Source organism: Croceicoccus sp. BE223, from assembly GCF_031457155.1.
Taxonomy (GTDB): Bacteria; Pseudomonadota; Alphaproteobacteria; order Sphingomonadales; family Sphingomonadaceae; genus Croceicoccus.
This window is the reverse complement of record NZ_JAVDWB010000002.1, coordinates 98,561-115,346: the sequence shown is the minus strand read 5'-3', so window position 1 is coordinate 115,346 and position 16,786 is coordinate 98,561. Positions and strand designations below refer to the sequence as shown.

Genomic DNA, 16,786 nt, shown 5'->3' with positions numbered 1-16,786 from the left:
CTTAGGGCACGAGGCGGATGAATGCGAGCGAGCCTTTCCTGAGCGCCGAAGACCTGGCCTGCCGCCGGGGGGACAGGATCCTGTTCGCGGGGCTCTCGCTTCATGTCGGACCGGGACAGGCGCTGCACCTGGCCGGCGCGAACGGCATCGGCAAGTCGAGCCTGATGCGCATCCTCGCCGGCCTGCTGCGCCCTTATGCCGGTTCGGTCGCGCGCGGTGGCGCGCTCGCCCTGCTCGACGAACGCCCCGCGCTCGACACGCACCAGCCGCTGGGCCGGGCGCTCGCCTTCTGGGCCCGGGTCGACGGCACGGCGCACGACCGGCTGGAAAGGGTGTCCGACAACGTCGGGCTGGGCGACCTGCTCGACGTACCGGTCCGCTACCTGTCGACCGGACAGCGCAAGCGGGCGGCGCTGGCCCGCACGATCGCGCAAGGCGCGCCGATCTGGCTGCTCGACGAACCGCTCAACGGGCTCGACACCGCGTCGGTGGCGATGGTCGAGCGGCTGGTCGCGCGCCATTGCGCCGACGGCGGCGTGTGCCTGCTCGCCTCGCACCAGCCGGTGGCGGTGCCGGGGCTGGCGCGGCTCGAGCTTGCGGAATTCGCGCGATGATGTGGGCGATCCTGCGGCGCGACATCGCGCTGCTGCTGGGCGGCGGCAGGCGGGGCGGGGCGCTGCTGCCGGTGCTGTTCTTCCTGGCCGTGGCGATGCTTTACCCCTTCGCCGTCGGCCCGGATGCGAAGCTGCTGGCGCGCACCGGCGGCGGGGTGGTCTGGGTCGCCGCGCTGCTCGCCGCGATCCTGCCGCTCGACCGGCTGGTCGAACCGGACCTCGAAGCGGGCTTCTTCGACCAGTGGGCGCTGCGCGGCCTGGCCGAGGAGTGGACCTGTTCGTTGCGCATCCTTGCCCACTGGCTGTCGTTTGCCGTGCCGCTGATGCTGGCAACGCCGATCGCGGCGGTCCTGCTCGGCCTGTCAGGCGATCAGCTGCTGACGTTGGAAATGGGCCTGCTGGCGGGCACGCCGGGGCTGGCCGCGCTGGGCGTGGCGGTCGCGGCGATCACCGCGGGGCTGCGCGGCGGGGCGGCGCTGGCGGGCCTGCTCGTCATGCCGCTCGCCGTGCCGCTGCTGGTGTTCGGGGCGGGCAGTCTCCTGCCGGGCGGGACGGGCGGCATCGCGCTTACCGGCGCGGTCAGCCTCGTGCTCGTCGCGCTCGCGCCCTTTGCCGCGGGCGCCGCGATCCGGGCCGCGCGCGAATGAGGCGGCGCTAACAGGCCGGTCGGGTTTTCTTCATTGCCCTCGGCCCTCGCGCACCCTACCTCTCAGCCCACCATGACGACCGTTCCAGATACCCTTTCGCTCATCGGCAACACCCCGCTCGTCCGCCTTGCCGGGCCGAGCGCGGCGGCGGGCTGCGACATTTACGGCAAGTGCGAGTTCATGAACCCCGGCGCCTCGGTCAAGGACCGGGCCGCGCTGTGGATCGTGCGCGACGCGGAAAAGCGCGGCGTGCTGCAGCCGGGCGGCACCATCGTCGAAGGGACGGCGGGCAACACCGGCATCGGCATCGCGCTGGTCGCCAATGCGCTGGGCTACCGGACGGTCATCGTCATGCCCGAAACACAAAGCCGCGAGAAGATGGACACCTTGCGCGCGCTAGGGGCCGAGCTGGTCACCGTGCCCGCCGCGCCGTTTTCCAATCCCGGTCACTTCGTCCACACCAGCCGCCGCATCGCGGAAGAGACCGATAACGCGGTCTGGGCCAACCAGTTCGACAACATCGCCAACCGCCGCGCCCACATCGATTCGACCGCGCCCGAGATCTGGTCGCAGATGGAAGGCAGGATCGACGGTTTCACTTGCGCGGTCGGCACCGGCGGCACGCTGGCGGGCGTCGGCATGGGGCTGAAGGAATTTGACGAAACCGTCACCATAGCCCTGTCCGACCCGCACGGCGCGGCGCTCTATTCCTATTACCAGACGGGCGAGCTGAAGAGCGAGGGCAATTCGGTCGCCGAAGGCATCGGGCAGGGCCGCATCACCGCCAACCTCGAGGGCGCGCCGGTCGACACGCAATACCGTATTTCCGACGAGGAAGGGCTGGAGTGGGTGCGCAAGCTGCTTGCCGACGAAGGGCTGTGCCTCGGCCTGTCGAGCGGCATCAACGTCGCGGGCGCGGTGCGGCTGGGGCGTGAACTGACCGAGCGGCTGGGCCGCCCGGCGCGGGTCGCGACGATCCTGTGCGACACCGGCTTCCGCTATCTCTCCTCGCTCTACAACCGCGAATGGCTGGAGGCGAAGGGCCTGCCGGTCTTCCCCTGGCTGGCGCGGTGACGGCGGATCGCATGGCGCGCAATCGCAACATCCTGTCCCGCGCAGGCCGTCCCTTGGGCGACACCGCCGACGTGCCGCCCGCCCCCGGCCTCCTCGGCACCCGCGCCGAGGCGGCGCAACGGCTGAAAGTCGGCGTCGGCGGATTGCTGTCGGTGCTGCTGGTGGTCACGCTGGCCAGCTCGATTGCGCAGATGACGCGCAACGCGGACGATGCCGCCACGCCCGCGACGGCGACCGATCCGGCGCCCGAAAACGCGAACGACCCGCTGGTCGACATCGGCGTCGCTCCCGAACTGCCGGCTGACCAGCCGGTGGTGCAGGACCTGCCCGCCGCACAGATGCCGCCCGAAACGCGCGGCGATGCCGCCCCGGCTCCGGCCGGCGAGTGATGCCGCCGCGTCCGGGCCTCATGCTCGTCGCGGCGCTGCTGCTGCTCGCCGCCTGCTCCGCCAATTCCCCCGATCCCGCACCGTCCCCGAGCGCCACTGCCGCCGCTTCCGAGCCGAATGCGAAGGTCGCGCGGTCGGACCTGCTGCTCTTCACCAGCCTGCCGATCCTGTGGGCCGAAGGGGGCATGGCCGACATGCTTTCGGCCGACGCCCCGGTCCATTGGGCCCGCAAGGTGCTGGAGACGAACCGCACGCTGAAGCCGGTCGACAACCTCACCCAGCTTCCCGCCGGGGGCACGCTGGTCATGGCCCAGCCGCGCGCGCTCGCGCCCGAAGAGAACGTGGCGCTGGACAACTGGGTGCGCGCGGGCGGGCACCTGCTGCTCATCGTCGACCCGATGCTCGACGCGCATTCGAGCTACGGCCTCGGCGATCGCCGCCGGCCCGAGGCGATCGCCATGCTCTCGCCGATCCTGGCGCGCTGGGGCCTGAGGCTGGTCGACGACGCGCGCGACGATCACGTCGCCCGCTGGTCGGGCCATGCGGTCCCGGTGGCCGAAGGCGGCCTGTTCGAACTGACCGGGCAGGGCCACGAAAGCCGCTGCCGGCTCGGCGACGGCGCGGCGCAGGCGCTGACCGCCTCGTGCCGGTTGGGCAAGGGCAACGTCCTCCTGCTGGGCGACGCGACCTTCCTCGCCGATGGGGACAACGCGGGAGAGGGCGGGGGCGCGCTGCTCGCCGCCCTCGTGACCGCCGCCGAAGCGCCCGCGCAGGGCGACTGAGCGCCGCGAATCCCGGTCTGGCCGGGGAAATGACGGGAACGCCGATCCATCGGTCCCGATTCTTCGGGGAAATCACGGGATTCGCCTTGAATCCGGCGGCAGCCTGGCCGATTCTCGCCTCGTTCCGACGGAAGACGCAGGCCGCAAACCCGCGGAAAACGGTTTCAAAACGTATTTTCCCGTAATTTCCCCTTTCATCCCCGATAAAGCCGGAGTATTACTCACTCCGTTCAAGGAACGTGTGTCAGCCGCACCCAAGGGGGGTGTTTCCGGGCCATGCCTGTGTGCAGCCGGGTGCGGGGAAGTCTTGCCTTTTCAAGGCGATGTTGGGGATCGGGGTTTCACTTGGCGGGACGGCCATTCAGCTATCGGGGGCAGGGCTTTTCGCTTCGCGGCGAAAAAGGCCGCTTCGTGCTGCCGCCCGCGTTCCGCAAGGTCGTCCGCGATTCCAGCCACGACAACAAGGTCCTGTGCCTTGCCAAGCATGAACGTTGGGATTGCCTGATCGGCTTCGGCTTGTCGCGCATGGACGAGCTGGAAGAACAGCTCGACCGCGAAGAGGAGCGGGCCATCCGCCTCGGCCAGGATTTCGACCGCGATACCCGTTCGGCCCAGCTCTACGGCTTCATGGAACTGCCGTTCGACGATTCGGGCCGCTTCATCATGCCCGACTATCTCGTCGAACTTGGCGGGCTGGAGGAACAGGTCTTCTTCCAGGGCGGCGGCGCGTTCTTCACCATCTGGAATCCCGACAAGCTGATGGCGATGGGCGACGACTGGGCCGCGGCGAAGGCCGCGTGCAAGGCGCTCATGGCCGAAAACGACAAGCCGAAGCGGGGCCGCAAGTGAACGCGCCCCACATTCCCGTCCTCCTCGACGAGGTGATCGCCGCGCTCGATCCCAAGCCGGGCAGCGTCATCATCGACGCCACTTTCGGCGCGGGCGGCTATTCGCGCGCGCTGCTTGACGCCGGGGCCACCGTCCACGGATTCGACCGCGATCCCGATGCGATTCGCGCCGCGAAACTGTGGAAAGAAACTGCCGGGGAAAACCCCCGCCTCGTCCTCCACGCCCGTCGCTTTTCGGAAATGCTCGCAGCAATGCAGGAAGCTGGTCTGGCGGCAGTGGATGGAGTCGTCATGGATATCGGCGTTTCCTCGATGCAGCTCGATCAGGCGGGTCGCGGCTTCGCGTTTTCCGTCGACGGCCCGCTCGACATGCGGATGAGCCAGGAGGGCGAGAGCGCCGCCGATTTCCTCAATTCCGCCAGCGAGGAGGCGATCGCCGACGTCCTCTACCGCTATGGCGAGGAACGCCAGTCGCGCCGCGTCGCCCGCGCCATCGTCGCGGCCCGCCCGCTGGAAACGACCGGCCAGCTTGCCGCCGTCGTCAGGAAGGCGCTGGGCCACCACCCCGGCGCGCCGAAGGACCCGGCAACGCGCAGCTTCCAGGCGATCCGCATCCACGTGAACGGCGAACTGGACGAACTGATGGCGGCGCTGTCCGCGGCGGAGGAATTGCTGAAGGAAGGCGGCCGCCTCGCCGTCGTCAGCTTCCACAGCCTCGAGGACCGGATCGTCAAGCGCTACTTGCGCGATGCCGCGCAGGCCGGGGCCGCGCCGTCGCGCCACATGCCGGACGTCGCGCCCGTGCACGCGCCCGTCTTTGCCAAGCCCGCCAAGGCCGTCCGCCCGTCGCAGGCCGAGCTGGCCCGCAACCCGCGCAGCCGTTCCGCCGTGCTGCGCTCCGCCATCCGCACCGCCGCCCCCGCCCGTCCCGCCCCCGAAAGGATTTCCGCATGACCAGCCGCAACCGCATGCAATCGGTAATGTGGACCGGGTCGGTCGTCGTCGCCACTGCGCTCAGCCTCGTGCTCATGCTGCAGGTCAAGGCGGTGAACAGCGAGATCGCGGAAACCGAAAAGGCGATCGTCGCGACCAAGCAGCAGATCGCCTCACTGGAGACCGAGTTCCAGACCCGTTCGCGCCAGCAGCAGCTGGTCCGCTGGAACGAGGTGGACTTCGGCTATGTCGCGCCGCGCGCCGACCAGTTCCTCGACGGCCGGGCCGAGCTCGCCTCGCTCGGCAAGCAGGTCGAGATCATCGACGCGCAGCCGGTCCGCATGGCGGTGGCCGATGCGCAGGGCGAGGATCGCGGCGAAGTCGCCACGAGAGCCGCCGCGCCGGTCCGCATGGCGAGCGCGGAACCCGCCAGCGCGCCCGCGCTGAAGGGCGAAGCGGAAAAGCCCGCCATCCGCCTGGCCCAGGCCGAGACGAAGGCTCCGGCGATGATGCGCCAGCTGGTCGCCACCGACGCCCGCATCCGCCCTGCGCAAGTCGGACCCAAGGCCGCCGCCAAGAGCGAGGCCCGCTTCGCTGCGCAACCGACCGCCAAACCCGCCGTTTCGGCCAAGCCCGCTGCGTCCAAGAGCCCCGCCGCGCCGAAAAGCTTTGCCGAGCGGTTCGACCTCGACAGCGTGATCGCGGAAGGCAAGCGCTGATGGCATCGATCCCGCTCGGTACGGCCCAGGGGCTGTCCGGGCCCGGCCCTGCTCACCGCATCGCCCGCCAGGCACCGCCGCCCGCGCCCGCGCGCCGGGCGGACCTGCGCGCGACGACCCTGAAGCTGGCGCGCACCCGCGTCGCGCTGATCGCCTTCGCCTTTGCGCTGGCGACAGCGATCCTGGTGCTGCGCGTGGCGATGATCGGCATCTTCGGTTCGGCCAGCGCGTTCACCCCCGGCGGCAACGCGCTGCTGCCCGATCGCGGCACCATCGTCGACCGCAACGGCATGCCGCTCGCCCGCGATTTCAAGTCCTATGCGCTGTGGTTCAATCCCAAGGCGATGGAAGGCGGCCCGCCGCTGACCCGCAGCCCGGAGGAAGTCGCCCGCAAGCTGGTCGAGATCTTCCCCGACATGAACGAGGCGGAACTCGCGAAGCGGCTCGCCAGCGGCAAGGGGCAGTACCTGCGCCGCCGCATCCTGCCCGAGGAGGCCAACCGCGTCTTCCGCATCGGCGAACCGGCGCTGTCGCCGCCCGCCGAGCCGAGCCGCTACTACCCCGAAGGCAACCTTGCCGCCCACGTGCTCGGCTATGTCGGCGCCGACGGCAAGGGCCGGGTCGGGATGGAGCAGGTTTTCGACGATCAGCTCACCGATGCCGGCACGCGCGGCAGCGAACAGGTGCTCGCCATCGACGCGCGGGTCCAGGCCGCGCTGGAAGATGAACTGCTGCGCGGCATGGGCTTGTCCCAGGCCAAGGGCGCGGGCGGCATCGTGCTCGACGTCGATACCGGCGAAGTCGTCGCGCTCGCCTCGCTGCCCAGCTTCGATCCGAACCACATCGACGAAGCCGGCATGAAGCAGATGTTCAACCGGGTGACCAACCAGGTCTACGAACTCGGCTCTACCTTCAAGCCGCTGACGGTGGCCGCCGCCATCGATGCCGGCACGATCACCAATCTGGGCCGCACCTGGCCAACCGGCGCGCCGCTGCGCATCGGCGGCTTTGCGATCAAGGACAGCCACAGCCTCGGCCCCAGCCTCAACGTGCCGCAGATCCTGATGCATTCGTCGAACATCGGCACCGCGCAGATCGCTGACGAACTGGGCAGCGCGCGGATGAAGCGGACGATGGAGCGGCTCGGTTTCAACGAGCGGCCCTACATCGAACTGCCCGCCCGCGGGTTCCCGATCTGGCGCAGCGGCGAATGGCCGCGGATCACGACGATGACGGTGTCCTTCGGTCACGGCATCGCCGTGACCCCGCTGCACCTTGCCAGCGCCTATGCCGCGATGGTCAACGGTGGCATCTGGCGCCCGTCGACCCTGCACAAGCTGGCCCCGAACGAGGTGCCCAAGGGCCGCCGCGTGTTCAAGGAAGCGACGAGCGCCAGGATGCGCCAGATGCTGCGGCTGATCGTGACCGACGGCACGGGCCGCAAGGCCGAAGCCCCCGGCTTCCGCATCGGCGGCAAGACCGGCTCGGCCGAAAAGCCGGGCGCGGGCGGATACAAGCGAACCGCGCTTGTCACCACCTTCGCCTCCGCCTTTCCGATGGACAACCCGCGCTACGTCGTCGTCACGATGTTCGACGAGCCGCAGGGCACGGCGGCGACGAGCTACCAGCGGACCGCCGCGTGGAACGCGGCCGCCGCGGTGGGCCGTATCGTGCCGCGCATCGGGCCGATGCTCGGCGTCTATCCGGACGAGAACCGCGACATCGACCTGTCGGACATGCGCCCGCTGATCGGCAACGACGGGGGCCACGAATGAGGCTGTCCGACCTCGCCGCAAAGGCCGGGATCGCGGTCGACGGCGACGCCGACGTCACCGGCTTTGCGATCGATCACCGCAAGGTCGCGCCCGGCACCGTCTTCGGCGCGTTCCGCGGCAGCGCCGTCAACGGCGAGGATTTCATCCCCGCGGCCGTCGCCAGCGGGGCCGTCGCCGTCGTCGCCCGGCCCGATGCGCAAGTCGACGCCGCGATCCACGTCGCCGCCGACAAACCGCGCCAGGTCTTTGCCCGGCTCGCCGCAGGCTTCTTCACCCCGGTTCCGGCCACCGTCGTCGCGGTCACCGGCACCAACGGCAAGACCAGCACGGTCGAGATGACCCGCCAGATCTGGCGCATGTGCGGCTTTTCCGCGGCCTCCATCGGCACGCTGGGCGTCACCACGCCCGACGAGAGCGTGTCGACCGGCCTCACCACGCCCGACATCGTCACGTTCCTGTCGAACATGACCGGGCTTGCCCGCGAAGGCGTGACCCACGTCGCCTACGAGGCGTCGAGCCACGGCCTGTCGCAGTTCCGCAACGAGGGGTTGAAGGTCGCCGCCGGCGCCTTCACCAATCTTTCCCGCGACCATCTCGACTACCATGCCGACATGGAGGCCTATTTCGCCGCCAAGATGCGCCTCTTCGACGAGGTCGTGTCGGACGGCGGAGCGGCTGTGGTCTGGATGGACGATCCGCGCAGCCGCGCGGTCTGCGAACACGTGCGCCTCAGGGGTCTGCGCCTGTTCGCGGTGGGCGAGCAGGCGGATGCCGAGGGGACCGATATTGTCCGGGACGGCATCCGCCTGCTTTCGCGCACGCCCACCGAACTAGGCCAGGTGCTGACGTTGGAACACGGCGGTGCGACCCACACGGTCAAGCTGCCGCTGATCGGCGCCTACCAGGCCGCCAACGCGCTGGTCGCGGCGGGCCTCGTGCTGGCAAGCTCCGACGTTCCGCCGACGCAGGTCTTCGACGCAATGGCCCGGTTGCAGCCCGTGCGCGGGCGGCTCGAGCGGGCCGCGATCAACCGCGCGGGCGCGCCGGTCTATGTCGACTATGCCCACACCCCCGATGCGCTGATGGCCGCGATCTTCGCGCTGCGCCCGCACGTCACCGGCCGGCTCGTCACCGTCTTCGGCGCGGGCGGGGACCGCGACACCGGCAAGCGCGGCCCGATGGGCGAGATCGCCGCCGCCCATTCCGACATTGCCATCGTCACCGACGACAATCCGCGCGGCGAGGATCCGGCCACGATCCGCGCCGCCGTCCTCGCCGGGGCCGAAGGGGCCGACAACATCCGCGAGATCGGCGGGCGGCGCGACGCCATCGCCGCCGCCATCGCCGAGGCGGGGAAGGGCGACATCGTCCTCATCGCCGGCAAGGGCCACGAACAGGGCCAGATCATCGGACGCGGCGACGATGCCCGCGTCTATCCGTTCGACGACGTCACCGTAGCCAGGGAGTGTGCAGCATGAGTGCCCAACCCGTACCGACCGAAACCCGCCGCGCCATCATCGAGGAGAGCGAGGGCACGGCCTACCGCACCTTATGGCGCGCCCACACGGTGGCGCTGTCGGTGGGCGGCGTCGCGCATGGCGACTTTGCCGCGCACTCGATCGCGATGAGCCCGGCCCGGGTCATTCCCGGCGCGCTCTATTTCGCCCGCGGCGAGGTGGACGCGGTCGCGGCGCTGGCGCGTGGCGCGGTGGGCGTGGTCTCGACCCGCCCGGTGCGCGGGCCGCACATCCTGGTCGACGACGTCGACGAGGCGCTGGCCCGGCTGGCCCGCGCCGCCCGCAACCGCGCCCGCGCGACGATCATCGGCCACGCCGGTTTTGCCGCCGGCGGCGTGCCCACCGCGCTCGGCGCCGCGCTCGACGGGGCGACCCGGGGGCTTGCCTACGCCCCGTCGTGCGAGGACGGGCTGGACGCCGCGCTCGCCGGCCTTGCCGCCGACCGCGCGCACGCGATCTTCGCCATCGACGGGTTGCCGACGATCGACCGGCTGCGCCCGCACCTGTTCGTCGGCGGCCACCTGCTGAACCGGGCCGAGGGCATCCGCGCGAGCGGATCGCTGATGGCCGGCGGCGCGGCGGTCCTGCCTGCCGACCATGCCGATTTCGCCTGCTGGCGCGCCGCCGCGCTCGACATGGGAGCCCAGGTCTACGGCTATGGCCGCAAGGCCAGCGCCGACATCTGCCTCCTCGACGCGGTCGGCGGCTTCGGCGGCGGCTGGCTGGTCACGGCCGAGATGATGGGCCAGCGTCTGTGCTTCGCGCTCGACGATGCCTATGGCGACCCTTGCGCCGCGCTGGCCGTGTTCGGCGCGATGCGGGCCGCCGGGGCCTCGCTGGGCAGCGCCGCGCTGGTGATGCAGCCGGGTGCGCCGGGGGAAGAGGCGCAGCGCCGCGTCGTCGCCGGTTGATCCGGCCCTGACGCGGGCGTGTCGGCGATGCGGCGTCACCAAGGGGGCGATCGCCGCCGGGCGCAAACCGCCAAGGCCAACCGGGGAAATGACGAGCGGCCCGCTTCACAAGGCGGGCCGCTTCGCGCATGGCTGGACATCGCACCGAACGCCGGTATCGCCCTGCGCTTCGCGGACCTGCTGCCCGGCCATCCGGGCTGGCCGCTGAACCGCTGAAGGCCCACGGTCGAAGGATACTCGATGCTGTACATCATTGCCCAGTTTTTTGAATTCGAAGGGCTGGCCAACCTGATCCGTTACCAGAGCTTCCGCGCAGGCGCGTGCCTGCTGACGGCGCTCGTCATCGGCATGGTCATCGGGCCGCGCTTCATCGGCTATCTCCGGGTGCGGCAGGGCAAGGGCCAGCCGATCCGGCTCGACGGGCCGCAGACGCACCTCGCCAAGCGCGGCACGCCGACGATGGGCGGGCTGCTGATCCTCACATCCGTGCTGATCTCGATGCTCTTGTGGATGGATCTCGAAAGCTGGATGGTCTGGGCCTGCATCGCGGTCACCGTCGGCTTCGGCGCGATCGGCTTCTTCGACGACTACGACAAGGTGACCAAGCGCAGCCACAAGGGCGTGTCGGGCAAGGTCCGCCTGATGTTCGAGTTCGCGGTCGCGGGCCTCGCCGCGTGGCTGGTGGTCGACGATACCACGCTCTACCTGCCGTTCATGACCTTCGGTATCCCGATGGGGCCGCTCTACTACGTCTTTGCCGCCTTCGTCATCGTCGGCGCGGGCAACGCGGTGAACCTGACCGACGGGCTCGACGGGCTGGCCATCATGCCGGTGATCATCGCCAGCGGCACGTTCGCGATCATCGCCTATCTCGTCGGGCGGGCCGACTATTCGAGCTATCTCGGCATCCCCTTCGTCGAGGGTGCGGGCGAACTGGCGATTTTGTGCGCCGCGATCATCGGCGGCGGGCTCGCTTTCCTGTGGTTCAACGCGCCGCCTGCGGCGGTGTTCATGGGCGACACCGGCAGCCTCGCGCTGGGCGGGGCGCTCGGCGTCATCGCCGTCGCCGCGCACCACGAGGTCGTGCTTGCGATCGTCGGCGGGCTCTTCGTGCTGGAGGCAGTGTCGGTCATCGTCCAGGTCTTCTGGTTCAAGCGCACCGGTCGGCGCATCTTTCGCATGGCGCCGATCCACCACCATTTCGAACAGAAGGGCTGGGCCGAAAGCACCGTCGTCATCCGCTTCTGGATCGTCTCGATCGTGCTCGCCGTCATCGGCCTCGCCACGCTGAAGGTCCGGTGAGCGAAGGCGCCGCCTCGATCCTGCCGGAAACGGTCTTCGCCGGCCGGCGCTATGCCGTGCTGGGCCTAGCGCGCACCGGGATCGCGACGATCTGCGCGTTGGCCAAGGCCGGCGCCAGCGTCGTCGCCTGGGACCGGAACGAGGATGCCCGCACCGCCGCGCTGGCGGCGATGGGCGCGGGCGAGGCGGGCGGCCGCTGCGTCATCGCCGAACTGACGGTGGAGAGCGTGCGCGGCTGCGACGGCATCGTCGTCTCGCCCGGCGTGCCGATCAACCGCCACCCCATCGCCGACATCGCCCGCGCCGCGGGCGTGCCGCTGATCGGCGATATCGAACTGTTCGCGCAGGCCCGCCCCGCGCTGCCGCCGCATCGGGTCATCGGCATCACCGGCACCAACGGCAAGTCGACGACGACCGCGCTGATCCACCACTTGCTGGAAAGCGCCGGGCACGATGCGCGGCTGGGCGGCAATATCGGCGTTCCCGTCCTTTCGACCGAACCTCTGGCGGCGGGCGGGATCTACGTCCTCGAACTGTCGAGCTACCAGATCGACCTTACCCGCAGCCTTGCCTGCGAGATCGCCATCCTGCTCAACCTCTCGCCCGATCATCTCGACCGCTATGACGAGGGTTTCGCCGGATACGCGGTATCAAAGGCACGCCTGTTCCAGATGCAGCGCGGCCACGGCCTTGCCATCGTCGACCGCGCCACGCTCACCGGCATCGGTTCGGTGGCCCGCGCGCTCGACGGCCGCGCGCCGGTGGTGATCGAGGATGTCGCCGTGCCCGGCGCGCAGGCCGACTGGCCGGCGCTGCAGGGGCCGCACAACCTCGGCAATGCCGCTGCCGCCGTCGCCGCGGTCCGCCGCATCGGCCTGACCGACGCCGAGATCGAGGCGGGCCTGAAGAGCTTTCCCGGCCTGCCGCACCGGATGGAGCGGGTGGCGACGTTGCGCGGCGTGCTGTTCGTCAACGATTCCAAGGCGACCAACCCTGCCTCCACCGCGCCGGCGCTGGCCGCCTTCGCGCCGGAGGATCACGGCCCGCGCATCCACTGGATCGTCGGCGGGCTGCCCAAGGGCGACACTCTCGGCGAGATGGAAGCCCATCTCGGCAATGTCGCGGCGGCCTACACCATCGGCGAATCCGGCGTGATGTTCGCCCAGCTTCTCGAAGGCCGGGTGCCGCGAGTCACCCGCAGCGAGCTGATGGCAGAGGCGGTCCGCGCCGCCGCCGCCGCCGCGCGGCCCGGCGACGTCGTGCTGCTCAGCCCGGCCTGCGCCAGTTTCGACCAGTTCCGCGATTACGAGAAGCGGGGCGAGGCCTTTGCCAGCATGGTCCATTCGCTCGGAGAAGCGGCATGAGCACGAGCCACATCGACAGCGGTTTCGAGCGCGGCGCAGGCGGCGTTCACATCGCGCGGCGGCAATCTCCCCGGCGCAAGGGTCGCTGGCACGAACTGGCCGTCTGGTGGCGCGAGATCGACAAGGTGCTGCTGGCCATCGTCGCCGCGCTGATGCTGACCGGCGTGATCGGCGTGGCCGCGGGGTCCGCCGCCAGCGCGCAGCGACTGTCGACGGCGGAGACGACGCTGTCGGACCTGCACTTCTTCTGGATGCACCTGGGCTTTCTCGCGGTCGGCATCATGGTCATGCTGGCGGTCAGCCTGCTGCCGCGCGAATCGGCGCGACGCTTCGCCATCGTGCTCGGCGCCGGGATGTTCCTGCTGCTGATTGCGGTGCCCTTCGTCGGGGCCGAAGTGAACGGCGCGCGGCGCTGGATCCGGCTTGGTTTCGGGTTCCAGCCGTCCGAATTCTACAAGCCCGCCTTCACCATCCTCAGCGCCTGGATCCTTTCGTGGCGGGTGCGCGATCCGCAATTGCCGGTCATGGCCCTGTCGGGCGCGCTGCTCGCCGCATCGTGCCTGTTCCTGATGCTCCAGCCCGACTTCGGCACGGCGATCCTGCTGTGCGGGGTTTGGTTTGTGCTGGTCGTCGTCGCCGGCCTGCCGCTGAAGCTCGTCGGCTGGGGCGCGGGCGGCATCGTCGGCCTCGTCGTCGGGTCCTACTTTTTCTACGAGAACGCGCGCCACCGCATCGACGCGTTCCTGGGCGGCAGCGAGGCGTTCAGCCAGGTCGACCTTGCCAACAAGACGCTGACCAGCGGCGGCTGGTTCGGGCGCGGGCTGTGGATGGGCGAGCGCAAGAACATCCTGCCCGAAGCGCACACCGACTACATCCTCTCGGTCATTGGCGAGGAGTTCGGACTGATCGCGGTGGCGGGCATCGCGCTCCTGTTCTGCGCGCTCGTCGTGCGGGTGCTGTGGCGCCTGGCGGGAGAGGACGACCTGTTCACGCTGCTGTCGGGCACCGGCCTTGCCGCGCTGCTGGGCGGGCAGGCCTTCATCAACATGGCGGTGAACCTCCAGCTGTTCCCTTCCAAGGGCATGACCCTGCCGCTGATCAGCTACGGCGGCTCGTCGATGATTGCGCTGTGCCTTACCGTCGGGCTGCTGCTGGCGGTGACGCGGCGAAACCCGTATCTGACACGGGACGGCCTGCCGATGGGCCACAGGAGATAGACGTGTTGCTTCCAGGTTGGGGACGATGAGCGTCTCGCGCCACTACGTACTGGCAGCCGGGGGCACCGGCGGTCACATGATCCCGGCCTTCGCGCTGGCGAGCGAGCTGATCGCGCGCGGCCACCGCGTCGCGCTGGTGACCGACGAACGCGGCCGGGCGATTCCCGGCGTGCCCGATGGCCTCGGCGTCTATGTCCTGCCCGCCGGGCGGATGCAGGGCGGTCTCGTGGCGCGGCTGAAGGCGGCGCTCGCGATCTGGAAGGGGCGCGGCATGGCGCTGGCCCTGCTGCGCGATTTCGAGCCGAGCGCGGTCGTCGGCTTCGGCGGCTATCCGGCGCTTCCGACGCTGCTGGCCGCGCGCGCGGCGAAAGTGCCCGCCGTCATCCACGAACAGAACGCGGTGCTGGGCCGGGTCAACCGCTTCCTCGCCAGGAAGGCCGCGGCCATCGTCACCGCCTATGCGCGGGTCGAGAAGATGCCCGACGGGTGCAAGGACAAGGTTCACGTGCTGGGCAATCCGGTGCGCGCCGAAGTGCTGGCGCTGCGCGACCGCCCGTTCCCGCCGTTCGGCGCGGACGGGCTGCTGCGGGTGCTGGTCACTGGCGGCAGCCAGGGCGCATCGATCCTGTCGCAGGTGGTGCCTGCGGGCCTCGCCATGCTGGAGGAAAGCCTGCGCCACCGCTTGCAGGTGACGCAGCAGTGCCGCGCCGCCGATATCGAGGGCGTGCGCGCCGCCTACCACGAGCACGAGATACCCGCCGAACTGGGCACCTATTTCGAGGATATGGCCGAAAGGCTCGCCGACACGCACCTGTTCATCGGGCGGGCGGGGGCATCGACCATCGCCGAACTGACCGCGGTGGGCCGCCCGGCGATCCTGATCCCGCTGCCCGGCTCGATGGACGATCACCAGGCCGCCAATGCCCGCGACATGGCAGAGGCGGGCGGCGCGCGCGCGATCCGGCAGGACAGGTTCACGCCGTCCGAACTCGCCCGCCAGATCGAGGCGATGGCCGCCGATCCCGAAACGCTCGGCAATGCCGCGCACATGGCGTGGAACTGCGGCCGCCCCAACGCGGCCAGGGACCTCGCTGACCTCGTCGAAAGCTTCGGCGGCGCGCCGCTGATGGACGTGATCCGCGTGCGCCAGCCCGCCCGCGACAAGGCACAGGGCTTGGGCGAAGTGGCGGAAGCGGGCGCATGAGGGGCGTCTCGACCGACATCGGCACCATCCATTTCGCGGGCATCGGCGGCATCGGCATGTCGGGCATCGCCGAAGTGATGCACAACCTCGGCTATTCGGTGCAGGGATCGGACATCAACGAGAGCTACGTCGTCGAAGGGCTGCGCGCGCGCGGCATCCCGGTGATGATCGGCCAGAAGGGCGAAAACCTCGAGGGCGTCGACGTGCTCGTCACCTCCACCGCGGTAAAGCGCGACAACCCCGAAGTGGTCTACGCGCTCGAACACCGCATCCCGGTGGTGCGACGGGCGGAGATGCTGGCCGAACTGATGCGGCTGAAGCGGACGGTTGCGGTTGCCGGCACTCACGGCAAGACGACGACGACGTCGATGGTCGCGGCCCTGCTCGATGCCGGCGGGGTCGACCCGACGGTGATCAACGGCGGCATCATCAATTCCTACGGCTCGAACGCCCGGGTCGGCGAAAGCGAATGGATGGTGGTGGAGGCGGACGAAAGCGACGGCTCGTTCCTGCGCCTCGACGGGCAGATCGCGGTCGTCACCAACATCGATCCCGAGCACCTCGACCATTACGGCAGCTTCGACGCGGTGAAGGACGCCTTCGTCGAATTCATCGAGAACGTGCCCTTCTACGGCGCGGCGGTGCTGTGCATCGATCACCCCGAAGTGCAGTCGATCCTGCCCAAGATCCGCGACCGGCGGGTGGTCACCTACGGCTTTTCGGCGCAGGCCGACGTGCGCGGCGAGAACGTGCAGCCCTATCCCGGCGGCAACCGGTTCGACGTGGCGGTGCGCCACCGCGACGGGCATGTCGAGCGGATCGAGGGCGTCGACCTGCCGATGGCGGGACGGCACAACGTGCAGAACGCGCTGGCCGCGATCGCCGTGGCGCTGGAAATGCAGTGCCCGCACGCGACGATCCAGGCGGGCTTCTCTCGCTTCTCGGGCGTCAAGCGCCGCTTCACCAAGGTGGGTGAGATCGCCACGGGGGCCGAACCGGCGCTGGTGATCGACGATTACGGCCACCACCCGGTGGAAATCCGCGCCGTGCTGGCCGCCGCGCGCGAGGGGGCGCCCAAGATCGCGGGCGGGGGCCGCGTCATCGCGGTGGCGCAGCCGCATCGCTACACCCGGCTGCGCGATCACATGGCCGACTTCCAGCAGGCCTTCAACGATGCCGACGTGGTCTACATCACCCCGGTCTACCCGGCGGGCGAGCAGCTGATCGAGGGCGTCGACGCCGAGGCGCTGGTCGCCGGCCTCAAGGAACGCGGCCACCACAGCGCCGGGGTGATCGAGAGCGCCGATGCGCTGGCGACCCTCTTGGCGGGAACGGTGCAGCCAGGCGACCAGGTCGTCTGCCTGGGCGCGGGCGACATTACCAAGTGGGCGGCGGGGCTGGCCGACGCGGTCAACGCACGGCAGGACCGCGCCTGATGGCGACGATCGTGCCCGATGGCGACCGGCTGGCGATCGCGCTGGAGAGCGGCC

General features: G+C 70.0%; 17 protein-coding genes. All 17 read left to right on the top strand.

Annotation, left to right across the window (positions count from 1 at the left end; genetic code table 11):
- The first annotated feature begins 17 nt into the window (after positions 1 to 17).
- The 17 genes from ccmA to murC all read left to right on the top strand — a co-directional run bounded on the left by ccmA (position 18) and on the right by murC (position 16,732).
- Positions 18 to 614, top strand: a complete 597-nt coding sequence (gene ccmA / locus J2X37_RS04555; protein WP_310018301.1) for a heme ABC exporter ATP-binding protein CcmA — start codon at positions 18 to 20, stop codon at positions 612 to 614.
- Positions 611 to 1,261: a heme exporter protein CcmB gene (gene ccmB, locus J2X37_RS04550; protein ID WP_310018298.1), complete on the top strand. Its 651-nt coding sequence runs from the start codon at positions 611 to 613 to the stop codon at positions 1,259 to 1,261. The genes ccmA and ccmB overlap by 4 nt, the downstream gene beginning before the upstream one ends.
- Before the next feature lie 72 nt (positions 1,262 to 1,333).
- Entirely contained in the window at positions 1,334 to 2,335 is a 1,002-nt protein-coding gene (locus J2X37_RS04545; protein ID WP_310018296.1) for a cysteine synthase A, read from the top strand.
- An 11-nt stretch (positions 2,336 to 2,346) separates the two neighbouring features.
- Positions 2,347 to 2,724: a hypothetical protein gene (locus tag J2X37_RS04540; RefSeq protein ID WP_310018294.1), complete on the top strand. Its 378-nt coding sequence runs from the start codon at positions 2,347 to 2,349 to the stop codon at positions 2,722 to 2,724.
- On the top strand, positions 2,724 to 3,506 hold the full coding sequence (locus tag J2X37_RS04535; RefSeq protein WP_310018292.1) for a DUF4350 domain-containing protein: 783 nt from the start codon (positions 2,724 to 2,726) through the stop codon (positions 3,504 to 3,506). Before J2X37_RS04540 ends, J2X37_RS04535 begins: the two co-directional genes overlap by 1 nt.
- 345 nt (positions 3,507 to 3,851) lie before the next feature.
- Positions 3,852 to 4,355 carry a division/cell wall cluster transcriptional repressor MraZ gene (locus tag J2X37_RS04530; RefSeq protein ID WP_310018289.1) on the top strand — a complete coding sequence of 168 codons (504 nt, stop codon included), beginning with the start codon at positions 3,852 to 3,854 and terminating at the stop codon, positions 4,353 to 4,355.
- The gene (gene rsmH / locus J2X37_RS04525; protein ID WP_310018288.1) at positions 4,352 to 5,308 is read left to right on the top strand and encodes a 16S rRNA (cytosine(1402)-N(4))-methyltransferase RsmH; all 957 of its coding nucleotides are present in this window, start codon (positions 4,352 to 4,354) and stop codon (positions 5,306 to 5,308) included. The genes J2X37_RS04530 and rsmH overlap by 4 nt, the downstream gene beginning before the upstream one ends.
- Complete coding sequence (locus J2X37_RS04520) at positions 5,305 to 6,006, top strand: hypothetical protein (RefSeq protein WP_310018286.1); 702 nt, start codon at positions 5,305 to 5,307, stop codon at positions 6,004 to 6,006. The genes rsmH and J2X37_RS04520 overlap by 4 nt, the downstream gene beginning before the upstream one ends.
- Positions 6,006 to 7,781: a peptidoglycan D,D-transpeptidase FtsI family protein gene (locus J2X37_RS04515; protein ID WP_404979593.1), complete on the top strand. Its 1,776-nt coding sequence runs from the start codon at positions 6,006 to 6,008 to the stop codon at positions 7,779 to 7,781. Before J2X37_RS04520 ends, J2X37_RS04515 begins: the two co-directional genes overlap by 1 nt.
- On the top strand, positions 7,778 to 9,259 hold the full coding sequence (locus J2X37_RS04510; protein WP_310018284.1) for a UDP-N-acetylmuramoyl-L-alanyl-D-glutamate--2,6-diaminopimelate ligase: 1,482 nt from the start codon (positions 7,778 to 7,780) through the stop codon (positions 9,257 to 9,259). The genes J2X37_RS04515 and J2X37_RS04510 overlap by 4 nt, the downstream gene beginning before the upstream one ends.
- Complete coding sequence (locus J2X37_RS04505; RefSeq protein WP_310018281.1) at positions 9,256 to 10,209, top strand: hypothetical protein; 954 nt, start codon at positions 9,256 to 9,258, stop codon at positions 10,207 to 10,209. The genes J2X37_RS04510 and J2X37_RS04505 overlap by 4 nt, the downstream gene beginning before the upstream one ends.
- Before the next feature lie 27 nt (positions 10,210 to 10,236).
- Positions 10,237 to 10,425: a hypothetical protein gene (locus J2X37_RS04500; RefSeq protein ID WP_310018279.1), complete on the top strand. Its 189-nt coding sequence runs from the start codon at positions 10,237 to 10,239 to the stop codon at positions 10,423 to 10,425.
- Positions 10,426 to 10,449: 24 nt separating this feature from the next.
- The gene (gene mraY / locus J2X37_RS04495; protein WP_310018277.1) at positions 10,450 to 11,511 is read left to right on the top strand and encodes a phospho-N-acetylmuramoyl-pentapeptide-transferase; all 1,062 of its coding nucleotides are present in this window, start codon (positions 10,450 to 10,452) and stop codon (positions 11,509 to 11,511) included.
- Positions 11,512 to 11,528: 17 nt separating this feature from the next.
- Positions 11,529 to 12,875: a UDP-N-acetylmuramoyl-L-alanine--D-glutamate ligase gene (gene murD / locus J2X37_RS04490; RefSeq protein WP_404979601.1), complete on the top strand. Its 1,347-nt coding sequence runs from the start codon at positions 11,529 to 11,531 to the stop codon at positions 12,873 to 12,875.
- The gene (locus J2X37_RS04485; RefSeq protein ID WP_310018273.1) at positions 12,872 to 14,092 is read left to right on the top strand and encodes a putative peptidoglycan glycosyltransferase FtsW; all 1,221 of its coding nucleotides are present in this window, start codon (positions 12,872 to 12,874) and stop codon (positions 14,090 to 14,092) included. Before murD ends, J2X37_RS04485 begins: the two co-directional genes overlap by 4 nt.
- Positions 14,093 to 14,117: 25 nt before the next feature.
- Positions 14,118 to 15,296, top strand: a complete 1,179-nt coding sequence (murG, locus tag J2X37_RS04480; RefSeq protein ID WP_310018271.1) for an undecaprenyldiphospho-muramoylpentapeptide beta-N-acetylglucosaminyltransferase — start codon at positions 14,118 to 14,120, stop codon at positions 15,294 to 15,296.
- A complete protein-coding gene (gene murC, locus J2X37_RS04475) occupies positions 15,293 to 16,732 on the top strand; it encodes a UDP-N-acetylmuramate--L-alanine ligase (protein ID WP_310018269.1) in 1,440 nt (479 codons plus the stop codon). The genes murG and murC overlap by 4 nt, the downstream gene beginning before the upstream one ends.
- Positions 16,733 to 16,786 lie beyond the last annotated feature (54 nt).

Coding starts and splice junctions, on each gene's coding strand:
- ccmA (WP_310018301.1), top strand. CDS start 18: ATGAATGCGAGCGAGCCTTTCCTGAGCGCCGAAGACCTGGCCTGCCGC.
- ccmB (WP_310018298.1), top strand. CDS start 611: ATGATGTGGGCGATCCTGCGGCGCGACATCGCGCTGCTGCTGGGCGGC.
- J2X37_RS04545 (WP_310018296.1), top strand. CDS start 1,334: ATGACGACCGTTCCAGATACCCTTTCGCTCATCGGCAACACCCCGCTC.
- J2X37_RS04540 (WP_310018294.1), top strand. CDS start 2,347: ATGGCGCGCAATCGCAACATCCTGTCCCGCGCAGGCCGTCCCTTGGGC.
- J2X37_RS04535 (WP_310018292.1), top strand. CDS start 2,724: ATGCCGCCGCGTCCGGGCCTCATGCTCGTCGCGGCGCTGCTGCTGCTC.
- J2X37_RS04520 (WP_310018286.1), top strand. CDS start 5,305: ATGACCAGCCGCAACCGCATGCAATCGGTAATGTGGACCGGGTCGGTC.
- J2X37_RS04515 (WP_404979593.1), top strand. CDS start 6,006: ATGGCATCGATCCCGCTCGGTACGGCCCAGGGGCTGTCCGGGCCCGGC.
- J2X37_RS04510 (WP_310018284.1), top strand. CDS start 7,778: ATGAGGCTGTCCGACCTCGCCGCAAAGGCCGGGATCGCGGTCGACGGC.
- J2X37_RS04505 (WP_310018281.1), top strand. CDS start 9,256: ATGAGTGCCCAACCCGTACCGACCGAAACCCGCCGCGCCATCATCGAG.
- J2X37_RS04500 (WP_310018279.1), top strand. CDS start 10,237: ATGCGGCGTCACCAAGGGGGCGATCGCCGCCGGGCGCAAACCGCCAAG.
- mraY (WP_310018277.1), top strand. CDS start 10,450: ATGCTGTACATCATTGCCCAGTTTTTTGAATTCGAAGGGCTGGCCAAC.
- J2X37_RS04485 (WP_310018273.1), top strand. CDS start 12,872: ATGAGCACGAGCCACATCGACAGCGGTTTCGAGCGCGGCGCAGGCGGC.
- murG (WP_310018271.1), top strand. CDS start 14,118: ATGAGCGTCTCGCGCCACTACGTACTGGCAGCCGGGGGCACCGGCGGT.
- murC (WP_310018269.1), top strand. CDS start 15,293: ATGAGGGGCGTCTCGACCGACATCGGCACCATCCATTTCGCGGGCATC.